The sequence below is a fragment of the Paenibacillus sp. IHB B 3084 genome (assembly GCF_001447315.1).
In the GTDB taxonomy this organism is placed as follows: domain Bacteria; phylum Bacillota; class Bacilli; order Paenibacillales; family Paenibacillaceae; genus Paenibacillus.
On sequence record NZ_CP013203.1, the window covers coordinates 3,828,515 to 3,849,380 of the forward strand.

The following is a 20,866-nucleotide window of genomic DNA, read 5'->3' on the forward strand; positions in this document are numbered from 1 at the left end:
ATAATTCACCAAGTAGGAGCAGTGATAAATAGATGAATCCCAATGCAAGATGGCTTCGGCTTTCTCCACCGCAGATATTCGTTGTGGGCTTTGCCATTATCATTCTTATAGGTAGCTTGTTGTTAATGCTGCCGATTTCCAATACAACGGGAAAGCCGCTTGCATTTATAGACGCTTTGTTTACAGCCGCCTCCGCAACCTGTGTAACAGGTCTTGTTGTTAAGGATACTGGCACCTTCTTTACCACTTTTGGTCAAGTTGTCATCGTTGCGCTGATCCAGATCGGCGGTCTTGGCTTTATGACGATGGCTACCTTGATTGCGCTGGTGTTCAAGCGTCGTATTTCCTTGCGGGAGCGTCTCATTTTGCAGGAAGCGATGAATCAGACTTCTGTAGAGGGAATTGTCGGGTTAATCCGTAAGGTATTACTGTACTCACTGGTTATTGAAGGCGTATGCGCTACGATATTCTCGGTTCGTTGGTCCTTTGACATGCCCGTAGGCAGGGCGATTTATTTTGGGATTTGGCATGCGATTTCGATGTTTAACAATGCAGGCTTTGATTTATTTGGTCACTTTCGCAGCCTGACAGGTTATGTATATGATCCGATTGTTAATTTTACGGCTATGTTTCTGATTATTTCGGGTGGCATCGGCTTTGTGGTCATGTCCGATCTGGTGGAATACCGCAAGCGAAAGAGACTGTCCTTGCATACCAAGGTGGTACTCAGCATGACGGCTGCTCTGATTGTAGTCGGCACGCTTGTCATCTTTGTATTTGAGTTTACCAATCCGAAGACACTGGGCTCGCTGGATTGGGGTGGAAAGCTGCTGGGATCTTTATTCCAATCCGTAACGCCCCGCACCGCAGGTGCCAATACGCTGGATATTGCAGGCTTACGACAGGCTACGCAGTTTTTTATCATCATACTCATGTTTATTGGGGCTTCCCCTGGCTCCACTGGAGGCGGGATTAAGACCACAACATTCGCCCTGCTCATTGGAGCGGTGATTTCGATGCTGCGAGGGCGGGAAGATATTGTGCTGTTCAGGTACAGACTTGCGCAGGGACGAATTTACAAGGCTTTGACCATTACACTGCTGGGGCTGCTGTTTGTCATTGGGGTGACGATGATTTTGTCGGCAACCGAGGATCATCATTTTCTGATGATATTGTTCGAGACGGTGTCTGCATTTGGTACGGTGGGATTGTCCATGGGACTAACATCTGATTTGACGGTTATAGGCAAGCTGGTCATTACCCTGACGATGTTTGCCGGCAGATTGGGTCCGCTCACACTGGCTTATGCACTGACTCCGAAAAAGGGTAAGGAATTATATCGTCATCCGGAAGGCAAAATGATTATAGGATAAGGGAGTTTTCGAGTAGATATGAAAACGCAGCAGTTTGTGGTTATTGGTTTGGGACGCTTTGGCTCAAACCTGGCTTTGCAATTGGTAGATATGGGATGCGAGGTGCTTGGCATTGACCAGAATGAGGATATTGTGGATAGCATGAGTGAGCTGTTGACGCATACCATCGTAGCGGACGCTACAGACGAGGATTCGTTACGATCGCTAGGCATTCGCAATTTCGATTGCGGCATTGTTGCGATTGGTAATGATATTCAGGTTAGCATCCTGGCTGCCATTTTGCTAAAAGAGCTGGGTGTGAGCAAAGTCGTTGCCAAAGCGATTTCTGTGCTGCACGGACGGGCGTTGGAAAAGCTCGGTGTGGACCGGGTCATTTATCCCGAGCGGGATATGGGGATACGGGTTGCGCACCAACTGGTTACGCCTAACTTGCTTGATTATTTGGAGCTGTCCAAGGAATACAGAATTGTGGAACTCAACGTTCCTGCATGTCTGCATGGCAAAACGCTATCTGAGCTGAATGCCCGCACTCGCTTTGGTTGTAGCATCGTAGCGCTTCATACGGCGAACGGTATCCTGATTGCACCCACAGCGATGGATCGGCTAAAAGCGGACGATATTATGGTTATCATCGGCTCCAATGACAATATCGGCCGCTTCGAGGACGAGGTTGTTAACGTGAACGAGGAAGGCTGATCTCCTCTACACCATACGATAGCCCGCAAACGATGCACGTGTCTCGCTGATCCAGCGCCGTGCTGTCGGCCCCAGATCGGTCGTCTCCGAGTAGATAAGGGAGGTGGTGCGCCGTGTCTCCTTCAAATCAGGCAAGTACAGCGCCGTTAGCCCATTATCCCGCAGCAGCTCGCTGCGCAAGTAGGATTTGGGCAGCAATGCGGAAGCCTTGCAGGTCGGCAGCAGGCGCACAATCGCCTCGAACGAGTCAATTTCCATACGGATATCTGGCATGATGCCGCTGCGCTGGAACAGGTCATCGGTCAGACTGCGGTACCAGGTTCCTTTGGAAAAAATAATCATTGGCAATCCTTGCAGGTCTTTCATCGAAGCGGTTCCCGTCTTCATCGTTAATTCATGTCCGATCGGAACGACTAGCTCCAAATGATCGTCAAACAGTGGAATGCAACGCAAGCCGGCCTCATGAATGGCAGACCCGACAATACCGGCGTCTGCTTTTTTGTCGCGTACAAAAGCGACGATTTCATGGGTTTTGCCTGTGAGCAGTTTCAGCTCGGTTTGGGGATGCTTGCTCATGAAAGCTTCAACAAGAGTAGGCAGTGTCGTTTGGAGTGTCGTCAGACTTGCACCAAGGATGAGCATACTCTGGGCTTCATTTTTGTGCTGGGACAGCTTTTGTAAAAAGCGAAGCTGGCGCTGCCGCTGCTCCAGTGCGAAGGTATATACAAATCGGCCTGTCGACGTAATTTCAAGTCGTTTGCCCCGTCGATCAAAGAGGTTTACGCCCAGATCCTCCTCCAGCTTGGCAATTTTGCGGGACAGGGCGGGCTGGGACAGATTAAGCAGCTTGGAGGCTTTATTCAGGCTGGATTGCTCAACAATGACGGCAAAAGCGTTCAAATCCTCAAACAAATCATCCACTTCCTCTCTATATGCAAAAAAGACATAACAATTAATACGTATATTGCAATTCCATTATAAGCTGAAAAGGAGTAACATGAAAGCGACACAAGATGTTCACACCTTTGTTTTCCCTTTTAAGGAACACCTTGTTGGACATTTCCTGTCGGAAACTGTCATATTATATGTTATATTACTATTGAAAACGCTATTATTGGGAGAAGGGAGCATTACCTAGATGAGAGGATTTTATTCCAGAAAGCTGCACTCGCTTCTTGGCGTCATCCCGCTGGCTCTGTTTTTTGTAGAGCATTTGGTGACCAACTTCACAGCGGTGGAGGGCGGCAAGGAAGGGTTCAATCGCAGCGTGGCCTTCCTGAATGGTCTGCCGCTTGTTATTGTGCTTGAAACGTTATTTATTTACTTGCCATTGTTGTTCCATGGAATCTATGGCTTGTATATCGCTTACCAGGCTGATCCGAATGTCAAACGTTTTGGCTATTCGCGTAACTGGCGCTTTCTGTTTCAGCGCATTTCCGGTGTAATTACGTTCGTGTTCATTATCTGGCACGTATACGATACACGTTTTCAGGTGGCTCTGGGTAATGTAACACATGAGGAGCTAGGCGGCGTGATGCATGGCATTGTGACGAATCCGGTCTATTTTATCCTTTATTTAATCAGTGTCGTTTCGGCATCCTTTCACTTTGCTAACGGACTATGGGCATTTATGGTCAGTTGGGGAATTACGGTGGGACCACGTGCGCAAAAAGTATCTTCCTATATCTGCATGACCTTGTTCGTGGTTATATCCATCGGCTTCATCGCTTCCCTGTTGGCATTCCGCAGCGCGGAATTTCAGGAAACAGCAACCGCATGGGTACAATGCAACGCAATTCAACAGCTACTGTAAACGAGGTATTCAAACGATAAAATAAAATCCTGAAAAAAAGGAGTGAGCAGAAATGGCAGCATCCAACATTATTGTCGTGGGCGGCGGTCTTGCGGGTCTAATGGCTACGATCAAGGCGGCAGAGGCAGGAGTTCACGTTCATTTATTTTCTTTGGTTCCGGTCAAAAGGTCCCACTCCGTTTGTGCTCAAGGCGGCATCAACGGCGCGGTGAATACGAAGGGTGAAGGCGACTCGCCCTGGATTCACTTTGACGATTCGGTCTATGGCGGTGACTTTCTGGCCAATCAGCCCCCGGTAAAAGCGATGTGCGAAGCGGCTCCGGGCATTATCCATCTCATGGACCGCATGGGTGTCATGTTTAACCGGACACCGGAAGGACTCCTGGATTTCCGCCGCTTCGGCGGTACGCAGCATCATCGGACAGCCTTTGCCGGAGCGACGACAGGGCAGCAGCTTCTGTACGCACTTGATGAGCAGGTACGACGCTGGGAATCCGAAGGTTTGGTGACCAAGTATGAAAACTGGGAGTTTTTACAGGCTGTACTGGATGATGAGAGTATCTGTCGCGGCATCTGTGCGCAGGATTTGCGCACGATGGAAGTGAAGACTTTTGCAGCGGATGCAGTTATTTTGGCATCGGGCGGACCTGGCATTATTTTCGGTAAAACCACGAATTCCGTGATTAATACCGGTACGGCTGCCGGGGCGGTATATCAGCAGGGCGTACGCTATGCCAACGGCGAGTTTATCCAGATTCATCCGACGGCTATTCCTGGGGATGACAAGCTGCGTCTGATGTCCGAGTCGGCACGGGGAGAGGGCGGCCGTATTTGGACGTACAAGGACGGCAAGCCGTGGTATTTCCTCGAAGAAAAGTATCCTGCTTATGGAAATCTGGTCCCTCGTGATATTGCGACACGTGAAATATTCAGTGTATGCGTCGATGATGGGCTCGGCATTAATGGCGAGAACATGGTGTACCTCGATCTGTCCCATAAGGACCCGAAAGAGCTGGACGTGAAGCTGGGCGGTATTATTGAAATTTATGAAAAATTCGTCGGTGACGATCCGCGTAAAATACCAATGAAAATCTTCCCGGCTGTGCATTATTCGATGGGCGGCATGTGGGTCGATTACAATCAGATGACGAATATTCCGGGGCTGTTTGCTGCCGGAGAATGTGAATTCCAGTATCACGGTGCGAACCGTTTGGGTGCCAACTCGCTGCTGTCAGCCATTTATGGCGGTATGGTGGCTGGACCGAAGGCTGTGGAATATATCAAAGGCTTGAAAAAATCCGCACAGGATATAGCTTCCTCCGTGTTCGATGCGGCGGTCAACCAGCAGACGGAGAAGTATGAGCGTATTTTGCATATGGACGGGAAAGAAAATGCCTATGTCCTTCACAAAGAGCTGGGCGAGTGGATGACGAACAACATGACCGTGGTTCGTTATAATGACAAGCTGGAAGCTACGATCCACAAGATCAAGGAGCTGAAGGAGCGTTATTCCAACATTAATATTAATGATGCTTCACGCTGGAACAATGCGGGTGCGGCGTTCACACGTCAGTTGTGGAATATGATGGAATTGGCTGAGGCCATGACCAAAGGGGCGCTGCTGCGTAACGAAAGCCGTGGAGCCCACTACAAACCGGACTTCCCGGACCGTAACGATGAGGATTTCCTGAAAACAACGATTGCGGACTGGACACCGGAAGGACCGCAAATCTCGTACGAAGCGGTGGACGTTTCGCTGATCAAGCCGCGTATTCGGGATTACTCCAAGAACAAGTAATTAAGGAAGATACAGAAGGGAGTGTATGAGATGTCGGAGCAAGCAGTGAAATCGAATAAAACCGTAAAGTTCGTTGTGACCCGTCAGGATGAACCTAATGCGAATCCATATACGGAAGAATTTGAGTTGGCTTATCGACCGGGGATGAATGTAATCAGTGCGTTGATGGAGATTCAGCGTAACCCGGTGGACAGCCATGGTAAAGAGACGGCCCCGGTATGCTGGGAGTCGAACTGCCTGGAGGAAGTGTGCGGAGCCTGCTCTATGGTGATTAACGGCAAGCCGCGTCAGGCTTGTGCAGCGCTCGTCGATAAGCTGGAGCAACCGATTACCATTGCGCCAATGAGCACGTTTCCGGTTGTACGGGATTTGGTCATCGACCGCAGCCGGATGTTTAACGCGCTCAAGAAGGTCAAAGCGTGGATTCCGATTGACGGTACCTACGATCTGGGCCCCGGCCCCAGAATGGCAGAGAAGAAGCGTCAATGGGCGTATGAGCTGTCCAAGTGCATGACCTGCGGTGTCTGCCTGGAGGCTTGCCCGAATGTTAACGAGAAAACGACATTCATTGGACCTGCGGCGATATCTCAGGTTCGTCTGTTCAATAGTCATCCAACTGGGGAAATGAATCAGGAGGAGCGGCTGGATGCGTTGATGACGGACGACGGGCTGGAGGGCTGCGGTAACTCGCAAAACTGCGTACGTTCCTGCCCGAAGGGCATTCCGTTGACAACCTCCATTGCCGAAATGAACAAGCAAACGACCAAGCATATGTTCAAGCGCTGGTTGACCGTATAGCACTAGACAGTGAATGCTTTATACTAAAACAGGCTTTTTTCCTGAACCGGAGAAAGCCTGTTTTTTTGTGCTCAGGACAGATAGGAGTTACCATGGAGGGAGGAGAGTGGGGCAGCAGTTATGGTATAATTATGGTATTGTGTATCGTTTTTGGAGAAAAGGAGGCTGGACAGGTGACTGTACAACCGATGACGCGTCGGCCCGTTACCGGGTCGGATGTGCTGAAGGGATTAAAGAAGCTGGGGGTTCAAAAAGGCATGACGTTGCTTGTGCACTCGTCGATGCGCAGCTTTGGCAGTTTTGTTCCGGGCGGGGCCTCTGCGATTCTTTTGGCATTAACCGATGCGATTGGCCCGGAAGGAACGCTGGTCACGCCGACGCAGTCCCATGATCTGACCGATCCGTCGACATGGATGAACCCGCCTCTGGATGAGTCATGGTGGGAACTTGTACGCGAGGAAATGCCCGCCTATGATCCGGCCTGGACGCTGACCGGAGGGATGGGTATTATTGTGGAAACGTTTCGTGGCCTGCCGGGAACACTGCGCAGCGGACACCCGCATGTTTCGTTTGCGGCCCGTGGACCTGCAGCCTCACACTTGCTGGAAGGGCATGAGCTTGATTTCGGGCTGGGTGAACAATCGCCACTGGCGAAGCTATATGAGACAGACGCCTATGTGCTGTTGCTGGGCTGCGGACATGACAGCAACACGTCCTTTCATTTGGCGGAATACCGTATTACGTACAATGGACGTGAAGAAACGACCCAGCAGGCCCCGATGATGGTGAACGGGGAGAGGGCATGGGTATCTTTCCAGAATTTTAATATATCCTCGGATGATTTTGACAAGCTGGGGCTTGATTTTGAGTGGGATCGTCCCACAGCCTTTACGCGGGTGAACATCGGGGATGCATCGTGTTTTTTAGCGAGGCAGCGTGATTTGGTAGACTATGCAGAACGATGGTTAGCCACCAACCGCTAGAGGGCTAAAAGCATGAGATATTTGAACCATGAGATATCTAAACTGTACAATAGTTGAATAGATAGCAAGGAGGCACGCATATGGAGAAGACGCCGCAAACCCGCCGCGAGAGTCAGGATGGCCCACACGATGAGGCCGCTATCCCTCCCGGTTCTTCGCGGCGTTCCATTTCAAATGAGCCAGCCAATCCTTCGCGCCGCCGTTTTTTGAAAAAAGCCGCTTTAGCGACAGCCGGAACCGCGCTTTTAACCGGAGGGTACGCTTCCTTATGGGAGCCTAATCATTTGGAGATTACACGTTTTACGCTATCTTTGCCCCGTCTGCCGTCGGCTTTTGACGGTATCAGAGTCGTACATTTTAGTGATGTACACTTGGGCTTTCACATGGATGAGCAGGACCTGCGGGAGCTTGCAGACCGGATTGCAGGACTGGAACCGGATTTGCTTTGTTTTACAGGTGATATTGTAGATGATTATGCCGTATCTATGAAAGCCGCTGTTCCGGTCATGGCTTCGATGCACGCCACACTCGGTAAATTCGCCATTCTCGGCAATCACGATTATAGAGGTTTACCAGCCGGGGTACAGGAGCTATATCCAAAAACCGGGTTTACGTTGCTGAGAAATGAACACGCGATTGTAGAGCGAGCCGGGCAGCGTGTGGCGATTGTTGGGTTAGAGGATGACATTATGGGCAAGCCCAATCCGCGGCGTGCCATACACGGACTGTCTGATGAAATGTGCAAGCTGCTGCTTATGCATGAGCCGGATTATGCGGATGTGGCGGCGCGAATGTCCTTTGATCTTCAACTGTCGGGACATACACATGGAGGACAGGTGCGCTTGCCTGTCATTGGGGCGCCGATGCCGCCTCCGGGTGGACGCAAGTACATTCAGGGATTATTTTATGTGGGGAGCGACAGGATGCCGCTGTATGTCAGCAGGGGCATTGGCATGACCCATCTGCCGATTCGTGTGCTATGCAGGCCAGAGCTGAGTGTCATTACACTGAAATCCGGTCAATAGGCTATTATATATTTACTTTCATCAGTATGGGCTTGTAACTACATAAAAAGGGTTTAGTGTAGTGTGTAGCTGTTTCGGACAAAGGAGTGATATTCAGATGGATCGTATTGCTGTCATTTCAGATATACATGGCAATTGGCCTGCCTGCGAGGCGGTGCTGGAGGATATTGCTTCCCGAGGAATTAGTCGTGTGTTTTGTTTGGGGGATCTGATCGGCAAAGGGCCTAGCCCTTGCGAGGTTCTGGAGGCTGTCCGTCAACGTTGCGAGGTGGTCGTGCGGGGCAATTGGGATGAGCTGGTTAGCATTACGGATGATCTCAATTTTAGCTGGCAAGCCGAGCGCTTGGGCACAGAACGGCTACAATATTTGGCACAGTTGCCGTTTCATTATGATTTCAGGATGAGCGGACGCCTTATCCGGCTTTTGCATGCTTCGCCGCAAAGTGTATATCATCGCGTGCAGCCATGGGATGAACCGGAGAAAAGACTCGCCATGTTCGACCCGTTGGCTGAGGAAAATGGCAAAGCCGCTTTTGCCCCGGATGTTGTAGGGTATGGAGATGTGCATAATGCCTTTATTCAGCATTTCCAGGGCAAGACGCTTTTTAATGTCGGCAGTGTGGGGAATCCGCTGGATGTAACGCAGGCTTCTTACTGCATTTTGGAGGGAAACCTGGGAGAAGATACGCCTGCACCTTTTTCCATTCAATTTGTACGTGTGCCTTACGATATAGAACTGGCGGTAAAACAGGCAGAGGAAGCCGGCGTACCTTCTTTGCCGTATTATATCCGTGAGCTGCGCACAGGCATTTACCGGGGAATTCAGGACCTGGATTGATTGTGCAACCTATTCGCTGCAAAAAGCCAATCCATCCGCAGGAGGGATCATTGTGCTGACCAGAGAAATGCTTCGTTCAGGGCTGCCGGAGCTTTACACCGACCGTGTCCGGTTGCGCCAGCTACAAGCGGGGGATTACTCCGCGCTGGAACGGATGCTGTCCGATCCATTGGTTATCCGGTATGTGAACCGGATTCGCAAGCCAGTCGATGCGCGGATGCGGCGTCTGGTAGCGCAAATCAGAGTAGCTGCGGATTCTCTGGATTCCCTGCATTTTGCGGTGGAATGGCATGGGGGAAATACAGCAGCAAACAACGAACCCGGCCAACTCAACGAACTCCATGAACCTAATGAACGCAGCCACTCGCCGCTGCTGGGTATCGCTTCTTTTCAGCAATGGAATGAAAAAGCGGGTGAGGCGCAGCTAGGCTATATTTTGGACCGTCCTTTCTGGGGACAGGGGCTGGCTACAGAGGTCGTGGAGGAAATGCTGAGATTTGGTTTTGGTGCTTTAGAGCTCAAGCGGATCGAAGGTCGTTGCCAAGAGGATAATCAGGCTTCCGTGCGTGTGCTGATCAAAAATAAGATGCGCCTACTGCGCACAATCAGTGCCTATGATCATTCAGGAGAAGTGCCGAGTGTATTGGTGTTCTCGATTACCCAAGGGGATTATGCGTAGAAACGGTAGTGGAATATTTTGTTACAGAGATGAAATATAACTGCAAAACAACTCTAACACAGGACGGGTACAATACAGACATGACCCCCTTTTGAATAATATATGTTGCTGGGACCCGATGATTCGGGTCCTCTTTTTTTGTCTTGTTTTTATTGTAGCTACGTGCGATTTACAAGTTACTATTATGATTCATAGGTACGGTTCAGGTCGTTTATCAGCTCAGGAAGCCATTCGGTCAGGGAAAGAAAGGAGTACCCCACTGATCGGGCTTTAGTTGTATCCATGTACCACGATTGTGTAATATCAAATGGAGACATATGCTCGTCGGCTGTTTTTTCTTGAATCACGGCCTGTTTTCCAGTTAACTGTTCAATGGTGGAAATGAGTTCTCCAATCTTCACAGTACCGTCCGAGCAAGCATTTACGGGTCCTGTCAAATGAGATTGACCAAGCCAAAGCAGAAAATCTGCGGCTTCGTCAGAACGGATAAACGAGATGTGCGCTGCCGGATTCGGTATGCCGATTTTTATTCCATCACGAACATGCTCAATATGAAAATAAAGTCTTCTCGTATAATCATCTGTTCCTAATACAATCGAAAAACGAACAGCGGCAACCGGGAACGTAGCTTGTTGCATGAAAACCGCTTCTGCCTGCCGTTTAGCCTCCTGATATGTAAAATCGTCCTTGCCGCCTTTGCGAACCAGGTAAGCCTGGGGGGCGAAGACACTCTCGGTCAGCACTTCCGGACTTGGATCGTAGACGGATAAGCTGGAGGTCAGAATATACCGTTTGGCTTTAGCATCAAAAATGCGGCACGCTTCTCTGGCTTCATCTGGAGAAAAGCAAATATTATCGTAGACAACATCCCAAACCTGCTCACCTACCGCCTCAGCCAGCGCTTCCGCATCGTTACGATCTGCAATAATCCGTTGGACACGGTCACCGAACGAATCGCTTGTTTGACCTCGTGTAAGGATCGTAACGTTGTTCTCAGAGTCCTCCAGCAGACGTTCCACCAGCCTTTTGCCAAAAAATCGCGTTCCACCTAATACAAGTATCTTTCTCATTCATGAATCACTCCTTATGGACTTGTTTTCATTATATTAAGGTAGACGAAAACAAGGATGCAAAGGATACGATGCGATAAATAGATAAGTACATACTACTTACAAAAAAATGCTTAATATCACTTAACAAATCGTGCAATAATGCTTATAATTGATTTATGGAGGTGATACTTATTTATCAAGAAGAAAGGTTAGTGAAAATTCTTGAGAGGCTTCAAGAAGAAAAGATGATTTCGAATCAGGAGATATGCGATATGCTCGGTATTTCCAGAGACACTGCCCGGCGGGATTTCATTAAATTAGTGGATGAAGGTGCTGCGATACGAACCCATGGAGGTATTGCTTTACCTCAGTTTAAAGACAAAATAAAAGCATATAAGGAAAGAGTCCATGCTTCTTCGGAAGATAAATATAAAATTGGAAAAATAGCTGCCTCTTATATCAACAAAGGTGACCTTTGTTTTCTGGACGTCTCAACGACAGTGAAATTTCTTTGTGATCATCTCAATACAAGCTCTACAGTTTATACTCATTCCCTTGATAATGCAGAAGCACTATCTAACAACAATGAGGTCGATATATGCCTGCTGGGTGGAAAGTTTAATCCTGAAAATCGCTTTTTTTTCGATGTTAATGTGGCATCTCAGTTAAATGATATTTACTTTGATAAAGTTTTTCTTGGTGCAGCTGGTATTTTAAAGGATGGCATCTATTTTTCGAATTTTGAAGATGCGGTCATCAAAGATTTAGTAGCAAAACGATCAAAAGAGGTTATTCTGTTGGCGGATTCACGGAAATTCAATCAAATCAGCTCCTATAAGGGTGTTAATTTTAGTGATATTGACATGATCATTACAAATGAAAAGCCACCAGATAGCTTTAAAAGGAATTTTGAGGAAAATAACATTGAGATCAGACTTATTAATGAAGGGAAGGCAGTTAAAGATTACTTCGAGGGGGCTAATATGACAAAGATAAAAGCAGTTTTCAGTGACATAGACGGGACTTTAATTAATTCAAATCATGTGATAACCGAGAAAACAAAGCTTGCAGTCCAAAAAGCAACAAACCTGGGTGTACCATTTGTCCTTGTTTCTGCTAGAATGCCAAGTGGAATCTTGCCACTCCAAAAAGAATTGGAAATCGATTCACCCATTATTTGCTACAGTGGTTCTCTGGTAATAGACTGTAGGAGTAATACCACTATTTTCAGCAAAGGCTTGCCTCAAGAGAATGTTATTGGCATTTATGAGGCTGTAAAAAGCAAATTCTCAAACATTCATATTAACATCTACAGCCATGATCAATGGATTGTTGAAAATCCACAAAACGAATGGATTGTTCAAGAGCAAAATATCACAGGGGCTCAGCCTACTCAGGCGAACCTTAAAACCTTCATAAACACAAACCCTGAAATGCATAAAATTCTCTGTATGGGTCCGTCTGAAGAAATCGAAGAGCTTGAAGAAGTATTAAAGAAAGACAACGCCGTTCTAACCATCTACAAATCAAAAGACACTTATCTGGAAATTATGTCTGGAGATGCATCTAAATCTAAAGCAATTCAGCAGATAATCAGCCGTTATGGTTTTAAAAAGGAAGAAATCCTGGCAATCGGTGACAATTTCAATGATATTGATATGCTGAAATTCGCTGGGCTGGGCATCGCAATGGGGAATGCGCCTGACGAAGTTAAAAAGTATGCGAACCAAGTGACCTCCAGCAATGATGAAGAAGGATTAAGTTTGAGTTTAGAAGAGAACGTCATCAGCTAAAGGCGTTCGCCTTTGCAATGGGATTCTACCCTTTAAAGGGCTTATACCATCCTGAGAATCCCGTTGCAACAGCGATCGTAAGATCAAATCATTCGCGTAGCGGTGGATCACCAACGAAGTCTGTCCAATTACTCCCCGAGCAGCTTCAAAAAGTTGGCTGGCACCGAAAATTGCTGATTATTAATGATAATCTTCCGAAGCTCTTCAATAGAGTCGTCTTCACCTTGGGCGTCTTTAATCTCTTTAATTTCTCGGTGGAGACGTTCCATTTGGAGGTCAAGCGCATTGGCTGAATCTGCCGCATTTTTTAATTCGCGTGTCAGGCTTTCAGGTACGGACTGGTTGTATTTATAAAAGATTTTATGCTCCAGACTGGCCCAGAAATCCATCGCAATGGTCCGAATTTGTACCTCCACGCAGACCAACTCCTGACAGTCGGACATGAATACAGGAACCTGGATCAGCAAATGCAGACTTTGGTAGCCGTTTGGTTTGGGATTTTTGATGTAATCCTTGACCTCCAGCACCTTCAAATCACTTTGTCTCTGTAACATGTCACTTACATCATAAATGTCCGAAATAAAAGAGCAGGTAATGCGTAGTCCCGCGATATCCTTAATGTGATCCTTGACGGCAGCAAGGGAAAGCTCGCTATTTTTACGAAACATTTTGTTCATGATGCTCTCAGGGGATTTGAGGCGCGATTTGGTATGCTCAATAGGGCTATAATCGTGCAACGCCTGAAATTCCTGCTTTAGTATTTCAATCTTGGTTTCCATCTCGTCGAGCGCAAATTTATAGATCAGCATAAAACGCGTGATATCGTGCTTTAGTTTTTTGATCTTGTCCATCGGGTCTTCCGGATACATATGTAATTCTCCTCACACATAGATGTCGTTTATTTAAAATAATGGAGCCGTACGGTTTAAGGTGGTTGGCAGCGGAGCGGCAAATCCCACCCTAAACAAATTTTAAAGCGGTACTGGAATTTTACGTTTTTGTTTAAAATAAACCCATTCGTGGAAGCCAATATCCTTCAGCATCGCCTTCACTTCGTCCCAATCATCGCCTACCCGAGCAGGTTTATGGGCATCTGAACCAAAAGTGACCTCTACGCCAAAATGATGCGCTCTTTCCAATATGGAGGCCGACGGATACCATCCACCACTGAGCTTGGTTTTGCCTGATGTGTTAATTTCAATGGCAACACCGGATTCTGCAATCACTTTCAAGGTTTCATCAATTGCTTCATCGGCAGGAATATCTGAGAAAGCCGGGAAATTCCCCTTCATCGCGTCGATATGACCCAAAATCTGAAACATACCGCTCCGCGCAGATTCCTGAATGAGCGCATAGTAAGCTTGTTTGACCTCGATTTTGCGTGCATCACTTACGTCATTCCAACGACTGCGATTAAAAATGCTGTCTCCCTCAACGTTGTGGATCGAACCAATGAGGTAGTCGAACGGATAAGGGGCCAGGGTGGAACGGTACAGTTCTGCAAAATCAGGAAAATAATCTGTTTCCAATCCGAGCAGTACGTCAATACGGCCTTCGTATTCCTTCTGTAGCTGCTGTACCTCTTCTACGTACTCGGCAAGCTGTGATTTCGCCATATAAATTTTCGGAAAAGCCTGATCCTGCTCGCTGCATAAGAAGGGGGAGTGGTCTGAAATACCAATTGCCTGTAAACCGGACTGAATACCTGCTTCGATATAGTCCCGAATATTGCCGTCTGCATGACCGCAGCGGAAATGATGGGTGTGCAGATCAAATTTCATAGGATGTCGTCCTCTCGTATTTAAGGTTTGTATTTCGTATGGTGTTTCTAGCGGAGTGCGCTATTCAGAACTGATAAAATTGGTTTCCGGCATACCCTTTAGATCGCTTAGAAACTGCTGCATGGCGGAGTTCAGATATCGGCCGGATTTATAAATGACTCCCACCGGATGGCTAACCTCCAGCTCGGTAATCTGGATCATTTTCAATGTACCCGCACGTAGCTCGGGAGTGACCGACAGCCTGGATATAATGGCAGCGCCCAGATTGATCTCGACCATCCGTTTGACTTCCTCGCTGCTGGACAATTCGATCACGACATGAGGCACAATTTGGTGTTTTTTAAATACATCGTCCACGAATTTTCGTCCTACCGTATCGGGTGAGAGCAGAATAAGTGGAATTTCCCGAAGGGCTTCAATGGTAGCATGCGGTTGGGAGGCCAGCGGATGAGTGGGCGATACGACAAGCTCAAAGGAATCGTAATACAAAATCGAAGTGCTCAAATTTGGATTACGTTCGATCAAGTAACCGATGCCAACATCAATAAGCCCGTTTTCCACCTGTTGATAAATCATGGAGGAAGCCATGGATTGAATGGAGGTTTTGATGAGCGGGAATTGATCCTGAAAGTAGGAAAGTACACGCGGTAAAATTTGAATGGCGATAGACGTCGTAGTGCCCAGCGCAATATGACCCTGCGGCGTTTCGTTCAGATCGTACAATTTTTGCCGTAGTTCCTCGACAACACTCAAGATCCGCTCTGCATGTTCCAAAAAAACAGCCCCTCGGTCGGTCAGGGTGACGGGTTGGTTGCGGTCGATCAGAATGGTCTTGAACTCGTCCTCCAGACTTTTGATTTGGGCGGATACCGCCGGCTGCGTCAAATTGAGAAGTTCTCCGGCTTTGCGGAAGCTCATCGTTTTGGAAATCATGATAAGTGTTTCAAGTTGACTGATGTTCATGAAGTTCCTCCTCTCTTTTCTTAATTCTGTCGCAGCAGTACAGCCTGAGGATTTTTCACAAATCCACATGTGCATATGTAAAACCATCGTTATGCTTATTTCATTAAATTATAGGTTATTCGAGCGGGAAGGGCAATGAATCGAAGCAGAACACCGTGAAGTATGGTATATTGGAAAATAAAGACTAAAGTCCTGCTATACTTCAAAAATAACCCATTTGAATTCGATGGAAAGTGATGGAATAGGACATTATTCACATTTTTTGTGATTCGGCTATAAAAAATTGCTAGATAGCTGTCGATAAGTGATAGAGAGAGTATTTTACTGAAGGTTGATTCGTTATGCATCATTTTGAAAAATAAAATTCTAATTAAAATGGGACTTTTGTTGTGTGTCTAAAAGCCCATCGTAAAGGGGCGCAAGGATCGTGAAGGCAGAAGTGATAAATCCTTTTTTGGAGTCGGCGCGGCGGGTCATTGAACAATTGATCCAAGTATCTCCTTCACCCGGCGATCTTGGTGTGAAAAATGTCGAGCTGGTGGACGACCACATCTGGATTATGATCGGGATGACCGGACAGCTTAGCGGAAATATTGTGTTCGGTCTGAATGAACAGGTAGCGTTGCGCATGGTTTCGGCGATGATGGGCGGATTCGTTTTGACTGAAATTGATGAGATGGGCAAAAGCGCCATTTCGGAATTGGGCAATATGATCAGCGGTAATGCCAGCACGATTTTGTCCAATCAGGGGATTGTAGTCGACATTACGCCTCCGCAGGTCATGAAGTCGGAAAACTTGACCTCTTTCGTACCTCAGCGTGCCCTTTATATTCCGCTTACGATGGAAGGGATTGGTGAGCTGGATATTCAGGTGATGATCTCTTAATATTAAAGAAGCAGGTTTCTTTAATATGGAGGGATGGCCATGAGTACATTGCAAAACAAGGTGGTTGTCATTACAGGGGCATCCAGTGGAATTGGCGCCCTTTGCGCACAGTTGCTGAGCGAAAAGGGCGCGATTCCTATTTTGACAGCGCGTTCGCAGGAACGGTTGGAGCAAGTGTCGGCGGGAATTAGCGGCAGGCATGAGCTGATCCCTCTGGATGTCACTCGTCAGGAGCAGGTAGAGGCCGTGGCTGCCCGTGTGATGGAGCAGTACGGACGGGTCGATATTTTGCTCAACAACGCAGGTTACGGGAAGTTTGAGAATTTTCATGGGACAGACCTGACAGAGTTTGAACAAATGATGGATGTGAACTATATGGGCGCTGTCCGCTGTATTAAGGCATTTCTGCCGCAAATGACGGCAAGAGGTACAGGCCAGATCGTCAATGTGGCATCCATGGCCGGCAAAATCGGGACAGCCAAATCGTCCTCCTACACAGCAACGAAGCATGCGCTGCTAGGGTTCAGCAATGCGCTTCGGCAGGAGCTGCGCGGGAGCGGAGTTACGGTAACGACGATTAATCCTGGACCGATCGACACACCATTTTTTGACCTCGCTGATCCTTCGGGCGGATATGTCCGTAATGTAGGCTGGTTTATGCTAAAGGCGGACAAGGTGGCGCAGCACATCGTGAGAGCGATGGAGCTTCGCAAGGAGGAGGTTAATCTGCCACGGTGGATATCTCCTTTTCTCAAGCTGTACCAGCTTGCTCCCAGACTGACTGACAGACTGGGCCATGGCGTGATGAACAAAAAATAAAGGATGTCCCGCAAACCATGTGATGGTGGAGGGACGTCTTTTTTTTGTTATTTCGTAGCAAAGGAGGGCGGGACTAAATATCTGCATTTGGTTGCAGGGCTATTTTCGCATATAATGGAGAGTAACGAATTTACGTATAGGGGTTGGACCTTTTCATGACATTGAATTTTGAATCGCTCGGCATTGAACAAGACCTGTTGACCAAGCTGGCTGAGCATGAGATTACGCAGCCTTCGCCGGTTCAGGCGCAGGCTATACCAGAAATGATGAAGGGCAGGCATGTACTGGCTCGTTCGCAGACCGGCACAGGGAAGACGCTGGCTTATTTGCTGCCATTACTACAAGCCATTGATCCACAGAAAAAGGCTACACAAAAGCTGATCCTGGCTCCCAGTCAGGAGCTGGCGATGCAAATTGTACGCGAAGGTCAGCGTTATGGGGAGCATCGCGGCATCCGTGTGCTCGGCCTGATCGGTGGAGCGGCAGTCAAGCGCCAGATCGAGAAGCTGAAGGACCATCCGCAGCTTGTGGTCGGCACACCGGGACGTGTACGAGAACTTATCGCTTCCAAGAAGCTGAAAATGCACAACATTACAACCATCGTCATCGACGAGGTGGATCAGATGTTCCAGCTCGGCGGAGCAGGCGATGTCACGAACATCCTGGGCACCGCCCAGCGTGACCGTCAGTTAGTATTTTTGTCCGCAACGCTGAACGACGAAATTCAAGCGCTGGCCAAGCGGGAAATGAAGGATTACGTGGAAATCGGGATTGATCCCGACCAGAAGACGGCCAGCGGTCTGGAGCACTATTACTTTGTATCCGAAGAACGGGATAAGGTGGACATGCTGCGCCGACTGGTGCGTCATTTTAATCCGAGAAAAGCGCTGGTGTTCGTCAATACCACCAATGCTATCGGGGAGATTGAGGCCAAGCTCAAGCATATGGGACTGACTACAGCATCCCTGTACGGTGATGCGGACAAAGTTACACGTACCAACGTGCTGGCCCAGTTTCGTGCGGACAAGCTCAAGGTGCTGATTGCTTCCGATGTGGCAGCCCGTGGTCTGGATATTGAGGGACTGGAAATGGTGATCCATTTTGATCCGGCTACGGACAGTCAGGCTTATGTTCACCGTGCGGGACGGACCGGACGAATGGGGCGCAAAGGATTGGTTGCGTCGGTTGTTACCGACCGCGAAACATTCATCATGCGTAAGTTTTCCCGTGAACTGGGCATCGACATTGCAGAGCGTGCGTTGCACGGAGGGCGGGTTGTCGTGCCGCGTCCGGTGGATGCCAAGCGTGCGCCTGTAAGGCCATCCGAAGCCAGAGCCACTTCTGACGGAGCAGCCACGGAAAGCCGCAAGGCACCTGCACGCGGTGAGAACGGTCGTCCTGGCAGAACTACGGCAAATGGCTCGGCTCCAGGTAAGGGCAAAGGAGCAGCTTTGTCCAAAGCAGGGAAAGCGCAGCGCGAGCGTGATCGTAAAAACAAGGGAGCACCAAGATGGCTGAAGGAAAAAGGGTCAAAACCGAACGGATAAGTGAGAAGAGGGGGAGCCATGGAACAACAGCCTGTATTGCAAATTAATGGACTGACAGGCGGATACAGCGCCAAGCGCCCGGTGCTGCACCAGATTTCTCTGGATGTAAAGCCGGGCGAAATGGTGGGGCTGATCGGTCTGAACGGAGCCGGGAAAAGTACGACGATGAAGCATATTTTGGGACTGATGACACCGCAGGCGGGAGAAATCCGCGTGCAGGGACATAAGCAGGCGGAAAATCCCGAGCAGTATCAGGGAGCCATTGCTTTTGTACCCGAGTCTCCAGAGCTGTATCCCGAAATGACCGTGATAGAGCATATGGAATTCACCGCCAGAGCGTATGGAGTCAGTGAAGCTGATTTCCGCACCCGCAGTGACCAAATGCTGGACTTGTTCCGTATGCGGGATAAGAGCGGAAGCATGTCGATGCATCTCTCCAAAGGGATGCGCCAGAAAGTGATGATTATGTGCGCATTTTTGGCGGGACCGCCGCTATATGTCATTGATGAGCCATTTTTGGGTCTGGACCCGCTCGGTATTCGTTCCCTGCTTGATTTTATGCTGGAAATGAAGCGCTCGGGCTCGTCCATTTTGCTCAGTTCTCATATTTTGTCCACGATTGAAAATTATTGTGATCGTTTCATTGTGCTTCATCAGGGTGCCATCATTGCACAGGGTACGCTGGACGAAGTGACAGCACAGGCGGGTAAGCCGGGCATGCCGCTGGAAGATGCATTTTATGAGCTGGTACAGGACAGGGAATGAGCATGGATTTGCAACGCTTGCATAAAGAAAGACGTGTTGCGTTCTGGGGACAAGTGCTGCCTTATCTCGGCTATGTCATTCAGAGCGGCCTGGCGGTCGTCTTCGGCTTTGCGCTGATTGCCTTTGCCGCGTGGTACACGTCACTGATTATGCATATCCCGCCGGATTTGCCCATCCGCTGGATTATGCTCATTGTAGCCATTCCGGTCGCTCATGTAAGCTTCCGTACGTATTTGAATGAAGCCGATATCGTCTTCCTGCGCCCGCAGGAGCATGCGATGCACCAATATTTTAAGTCCAGCCGTATCCGTGGCGTGGTGTATAAAATATTCGGCCTGCTGTTGCTGCTAGTGATCGCGTGGCCGCTGTATATCCGCAGCGATACTGCGCCTAAGCCACTGCTGCTGACCATACTGCTGTTCGTGCTGCTGAAGCTGCTGTTCAGCTATGGCGGCTGGCAGGAGCTGCGCATGGTATCGCGCGGCGCAAGCATGGGGTATCGTCTGCTTCGCTGGGCGCTGGCAGTGCTGCTGGTAGCCGCATGGCTGTGGCAGCCTCCGCTGCGCAGCTTGCCGTTTATCGTGCTGGTGGGTGTGGTGTACGTGCTTGTCCTGCGTTTTCCGGTCAAGCTGCTGGTGGCATGGGAAAACCTGATCCGTACAGAAGGCATTCAGGCTGCCCGTGTGATGCGTACTTTGGGCTGGTTTGTTGATGTGCCGGCCCTTACGCAGAGAGTGACTCCGCGTCGCTGGTTGTCTTGGTTGGGTGGTAACATACCGTGGGACAAAAAGGGAGCTTATCGTTACCTGCTGTTCAAGACCTTTGTGCGCACAGAGCCTGTGGGGATGGTCATACGGCTGGGTATCCTTGGCCTGTTGATTATATGGATCATGCATACGAGCTGGATCGGTATCGCTGTGTATTTATTTTTTATATTCCTGATCGGCGTGCAGATTACTTCGCTAAGGCAGTACCACAAGGATTCGCTATGGCTTCAGCTCTATCCGCTTCCTGCCCATACCCGCCGTGCGTCTTTTCTGGACTTTGTTGTCCGGCTGCTGTTGCCGGTTGCGGTCGTCCTGTGGCTTCCTTTTATGTTGAGAGGAACTGAAGGGCTAATTTCCACGCTGCTTACGCTGGCTGGTGGAGTGCTGGTGGTATACTTGGTACGAGGCACTCAGGCGAAAAAATGGCGTCTGGACGGTCAAGATGAGGAAGAAGTTTGATCCTGTGTGTATAAAGTAAAAACAAAGGCTA

At 48.7% G+C, this 20,866-nt stretch carries 20 protein-coding genes; 15 read left to right on the plus strand and 5 right to left on the minus strand.

Features of this window, described 5'->3' with window-relative positions:
• Window positions 1-32: 32 nt before the first annotated feature.
• Window positions 33-1,373, plus strand: coding sequence for a TrkH family potassium uptake protein (locus tag ASL14_RS17935; protein WP_134912869.1), 1,341 nt, complete (start codon window positions 33-35; stop codon window positions 1,371-1,373).
• Between the two features lie 18 nt (window positions 1,374-1,391).
• Window positions 1,392-2,069, plus strand: a complete 678-nt coding sequence (locus ASL14_RS17940) for a potassium channel family protein (protein WP_134912871.1) — start codon at window positions 1,392-1,394, stop codon at window positions 2,067-2,069.
• 6 nt (window positions 2,070-2,075) lie between these two features.
• Here the strand turns inward: ASL14_RS17940 and ASL14_RS17945 are convergent, their stop codons facing one another.
• A complete protein-coding gene (locus tag ASL14_RS17945) occupies window positions 2,076-2,981 on the minus strand; it encodes a LysR family transcriptional regulator (RefSeq protein ID WP_134912873.1) in 906 nt (301 codons plus the stop codon).
• Window positions 2,982-3,207: 226 nt separating this feature from the next.
• Between ASL14_RS17945 and ASL14_RS17950 the strand changes: the two genes are divergently transcribed.
• The 7 genes from ASL14_RS17950 to ASL14_RS17980 all read left to right on the plus strand — a co-directional run bounded on the left by ASL14_RS17950 (window position 3,208) and on the right by ASL14_RS17980 (window position 10,003).
• The gene (locus tag ASL14_RS17950; RefSeq protein ID WP_134912875.1) at window positions 3,208-3,882 is read left to right on the plus strand and encodes a succinate dehydrogenase cytochrome b558 subunit; all 675 of its coding nucleotides are present in this window, start codon (window positions 3,208-3,210) and stop codon (window positions 3,880-3,882) included.
• A 52-nt stretch (window positions 3,883-3,934) separates the two neighbouring features.
• Complete coding sequence (sdhA, locus tag ASL14_RS17955; RefSeq protein WP_025685428.1) at window positions 3,935-5,680, plus strand: succinate dehydrogenase flavoprotein subunit; 1,746 nt, start codon at window positions 3,935-3,937, stop codon at window positions 5,678-5,680.
• 30 nt (window positions 5,681-5,710) lie between these two features.
• On the plus strand, window positions 5,711-6,478 hold the full coding sequence (gene sdhB, locus ASL14_RS17960; protein WP_134912877.1) for a succinate dehydrogenase iron-sulfur subunit: 768 nt from the start codon (window positions 5,711-5,713) through the stop codon (window positions 6,476-6,478).
• Window positions 6,479-6,651: 173 nt separating this feature from the next.
• Entirely contained in the window at window positions 6,652-7,461 is an 810-nt protein-coding gene (locus ASL14_RS17965) for an AAC(3) family N-acetyltransferase (protein WP_134912878.1), read from the plus strand.
• Window positions 7,462-7,541: 80 nt separating this feature from the next.
• The gene (locus ASL14_RS17970) at window positions 7,542-8,486 is read left to right on the plus strand and encodes a metallophosphoesterase (protein ID WP_134912880.1); all 945 of its coding nucleotides are present in this window, start codon (window positions 7,542-7,544) and stop codon (window positions 8,484-8,486) included.
• A 97-nt stretch (window positions 8,487-8,583) separates the two neighbouring features.
• On the plus strand, window positions 8,584-9,324 hold the full coding sequence (locus ASL14_RS17975) for a metallophosphoesterase family protein (protein ID WP_134912882.1): 741 nt from the start codon (window positions 8,584-8,586) through the stop codon (window positions 9,322-9,324).
• Window positions 9,325-9,376: 52 nt separating this feature from the next.
• Entirely contained in the window at window positions 9,377-10,003 is a 627-nt protein-coding gene (locus ASL14_RS17980) for a GNAT family N-acetyltransferase (RefSeq protein ID WP_134912884.1), read from the plus strand.
• Window positions 10,004-10,185: 182 nt separating this feature from the next.
• On the opposite strand, the gene ASL14_RS17985 is transcribed toward ASL14_RS17980, so the two are convergent.
• The gene (locus ASL14_RS17985; RefSeq protein ID WP_134912886.1) at window positions 10,186-11,073 is read right to left on the minus strand and encodes an NAD(P)H-binding protein; all 888 of its coding nucleotides are present in this window, start codon (window positions 11,071-11,073) and stop codon (window positions 10,186-10,188) included.
• A 194-nt stretch (window positions 11,074-11,267) separates the two neighbouring features.
• On the opposite strand from ASL14_RS17985, the gene ASL14_RS28190 reads away from it, so the two are divergent.
• The gene (locus tag ASL14_RS28190) at window positions 11,268-12,848 is read left to right on the plus strand and encodes a Cof-type HAD-IIB family hydrolase (protein ID WP_237171582.1); all 1,581 of its coding nucleotides are present in this window, start codon (window positions 11,268-11,270) and stop codon (window positions 12,846-12,848) included.
• A 128-nt stretch (window positions 12,849-12,976) separates the two neighbouring features.
• Here ASL14_RS28190 and ASL14_RS18000 read toward each other — a convergent pair whose 3' ends face one another.
• The 3 genes from ASL14_RS18000 to ASL14_RS18010 all read right to left on the minus strand — a co-directional run bounded on the left by ASL14_RS18000 (window position 12,977) and on the right by ASL14_RS18010 (window position 15,592).
• Window positions 12,977-13,717 carry a GTP pyrophosphokinase gene (locus tag ASL14_RS18000; RefSeq protein WP_134912888.1) on the minus strand — a complete coding sequence of 247 codons (741 nt, stop codon included), beginning with the start codon at window positions 13,715-13,717 and terminating at the stop codon, window positions 12,977-12,979.
• Between the two features lie 102 nt (window positions 13,718-13,819).
• Window positions 13,820-14,629, minus strand: coding sequence for a histidinol-phosphatase (locus ASL14_RS18005; protein WP_134912891.1), 810 nt, complete (start codon window positions 14,627-14,629; stop codon window positions 13,820-13,822).
• A 60-nt stretch (window positions 14,630-14,689) separates the two neighbouring features.
• Entirely contained in the window at window positions 14,690-15,592 is a 903-nt protein-coding gene (locus tag ASL14_RS18010; RefSeq protein ID WP_014277800.1) for a LysR family transcriptional regulator, read from the minus strand.
• Between the two features lie 427 nt (window positions 15,593-16,019).
• Between ASL14_RS18010 and ASL14_RS18015 the strand changes: the two genes are divergently transcribed.
• The 5 genes from ASL14_RS18015 (at window position 16,020) to ASL14_RS18035 (ending at window position 20,835) form a co-directional block, all read left to right on the plus strand.
• A complete protein-coding gene (locus tag ASL14_RS18015) occupies window positions 16,020-16,478 on the plus strand; it encodes a chemotaxis protein CheX (RefSeq protein WP_044645513.1) in 459 nt (152 codons plus the stop codon).
• Window positions 16,479-16,517: 39 nt separating this feature from the next.
• Complete coding sequence (locus ASL14_RS18020) at window positions 16,518-17,297, plus strand: SDR family NAD(P)-dependent oxidoreductase (RefSeq protein ID WP_134912893.1); 780 nt, start codon at window positions 16,518-16,520, stop codon at window positions 17,295-17,297.
• A 155-nt stretch (window positions 17,298-17,452) separates the two neighbouring features.
• A complete protein-coding gene (locus ASL14_RS18025) occupies window positions 17,453-18,844 on the plus strand; it encodes a DEAD/DEAH box helicase (protein WP_134912895.1) in 1,392 nt (463 codons plus the stop codon).
• 18 nt (window positions 18,845-18,862) lie between these two features.
• Window positions 18,863-19,609 carry an ABC transporter ATP-binding protein gene (locus ASL14_RS18030; protein WP_134912897.1) on the plus strand — a complete coding sequence of 249 codons (747 nt, stop codon included), beginning with the start codon at window positions 18,863-18,865 and terminating at the stop codon, window positions 19,607-19,609.
• Window positions 19,610-19,611: 2 nt separating this feature from the next.
• Entirely contained in the window at window positions 19,612-20,835 is a 1,224-nt protein-coding gene (locus tag ASL14_RS18035) for an ABC transporter permease (protein WP_134912899.1), read from the plus strand.
• Window positions 20,836-20,866 lie beyond the last annotated feature (31 nt).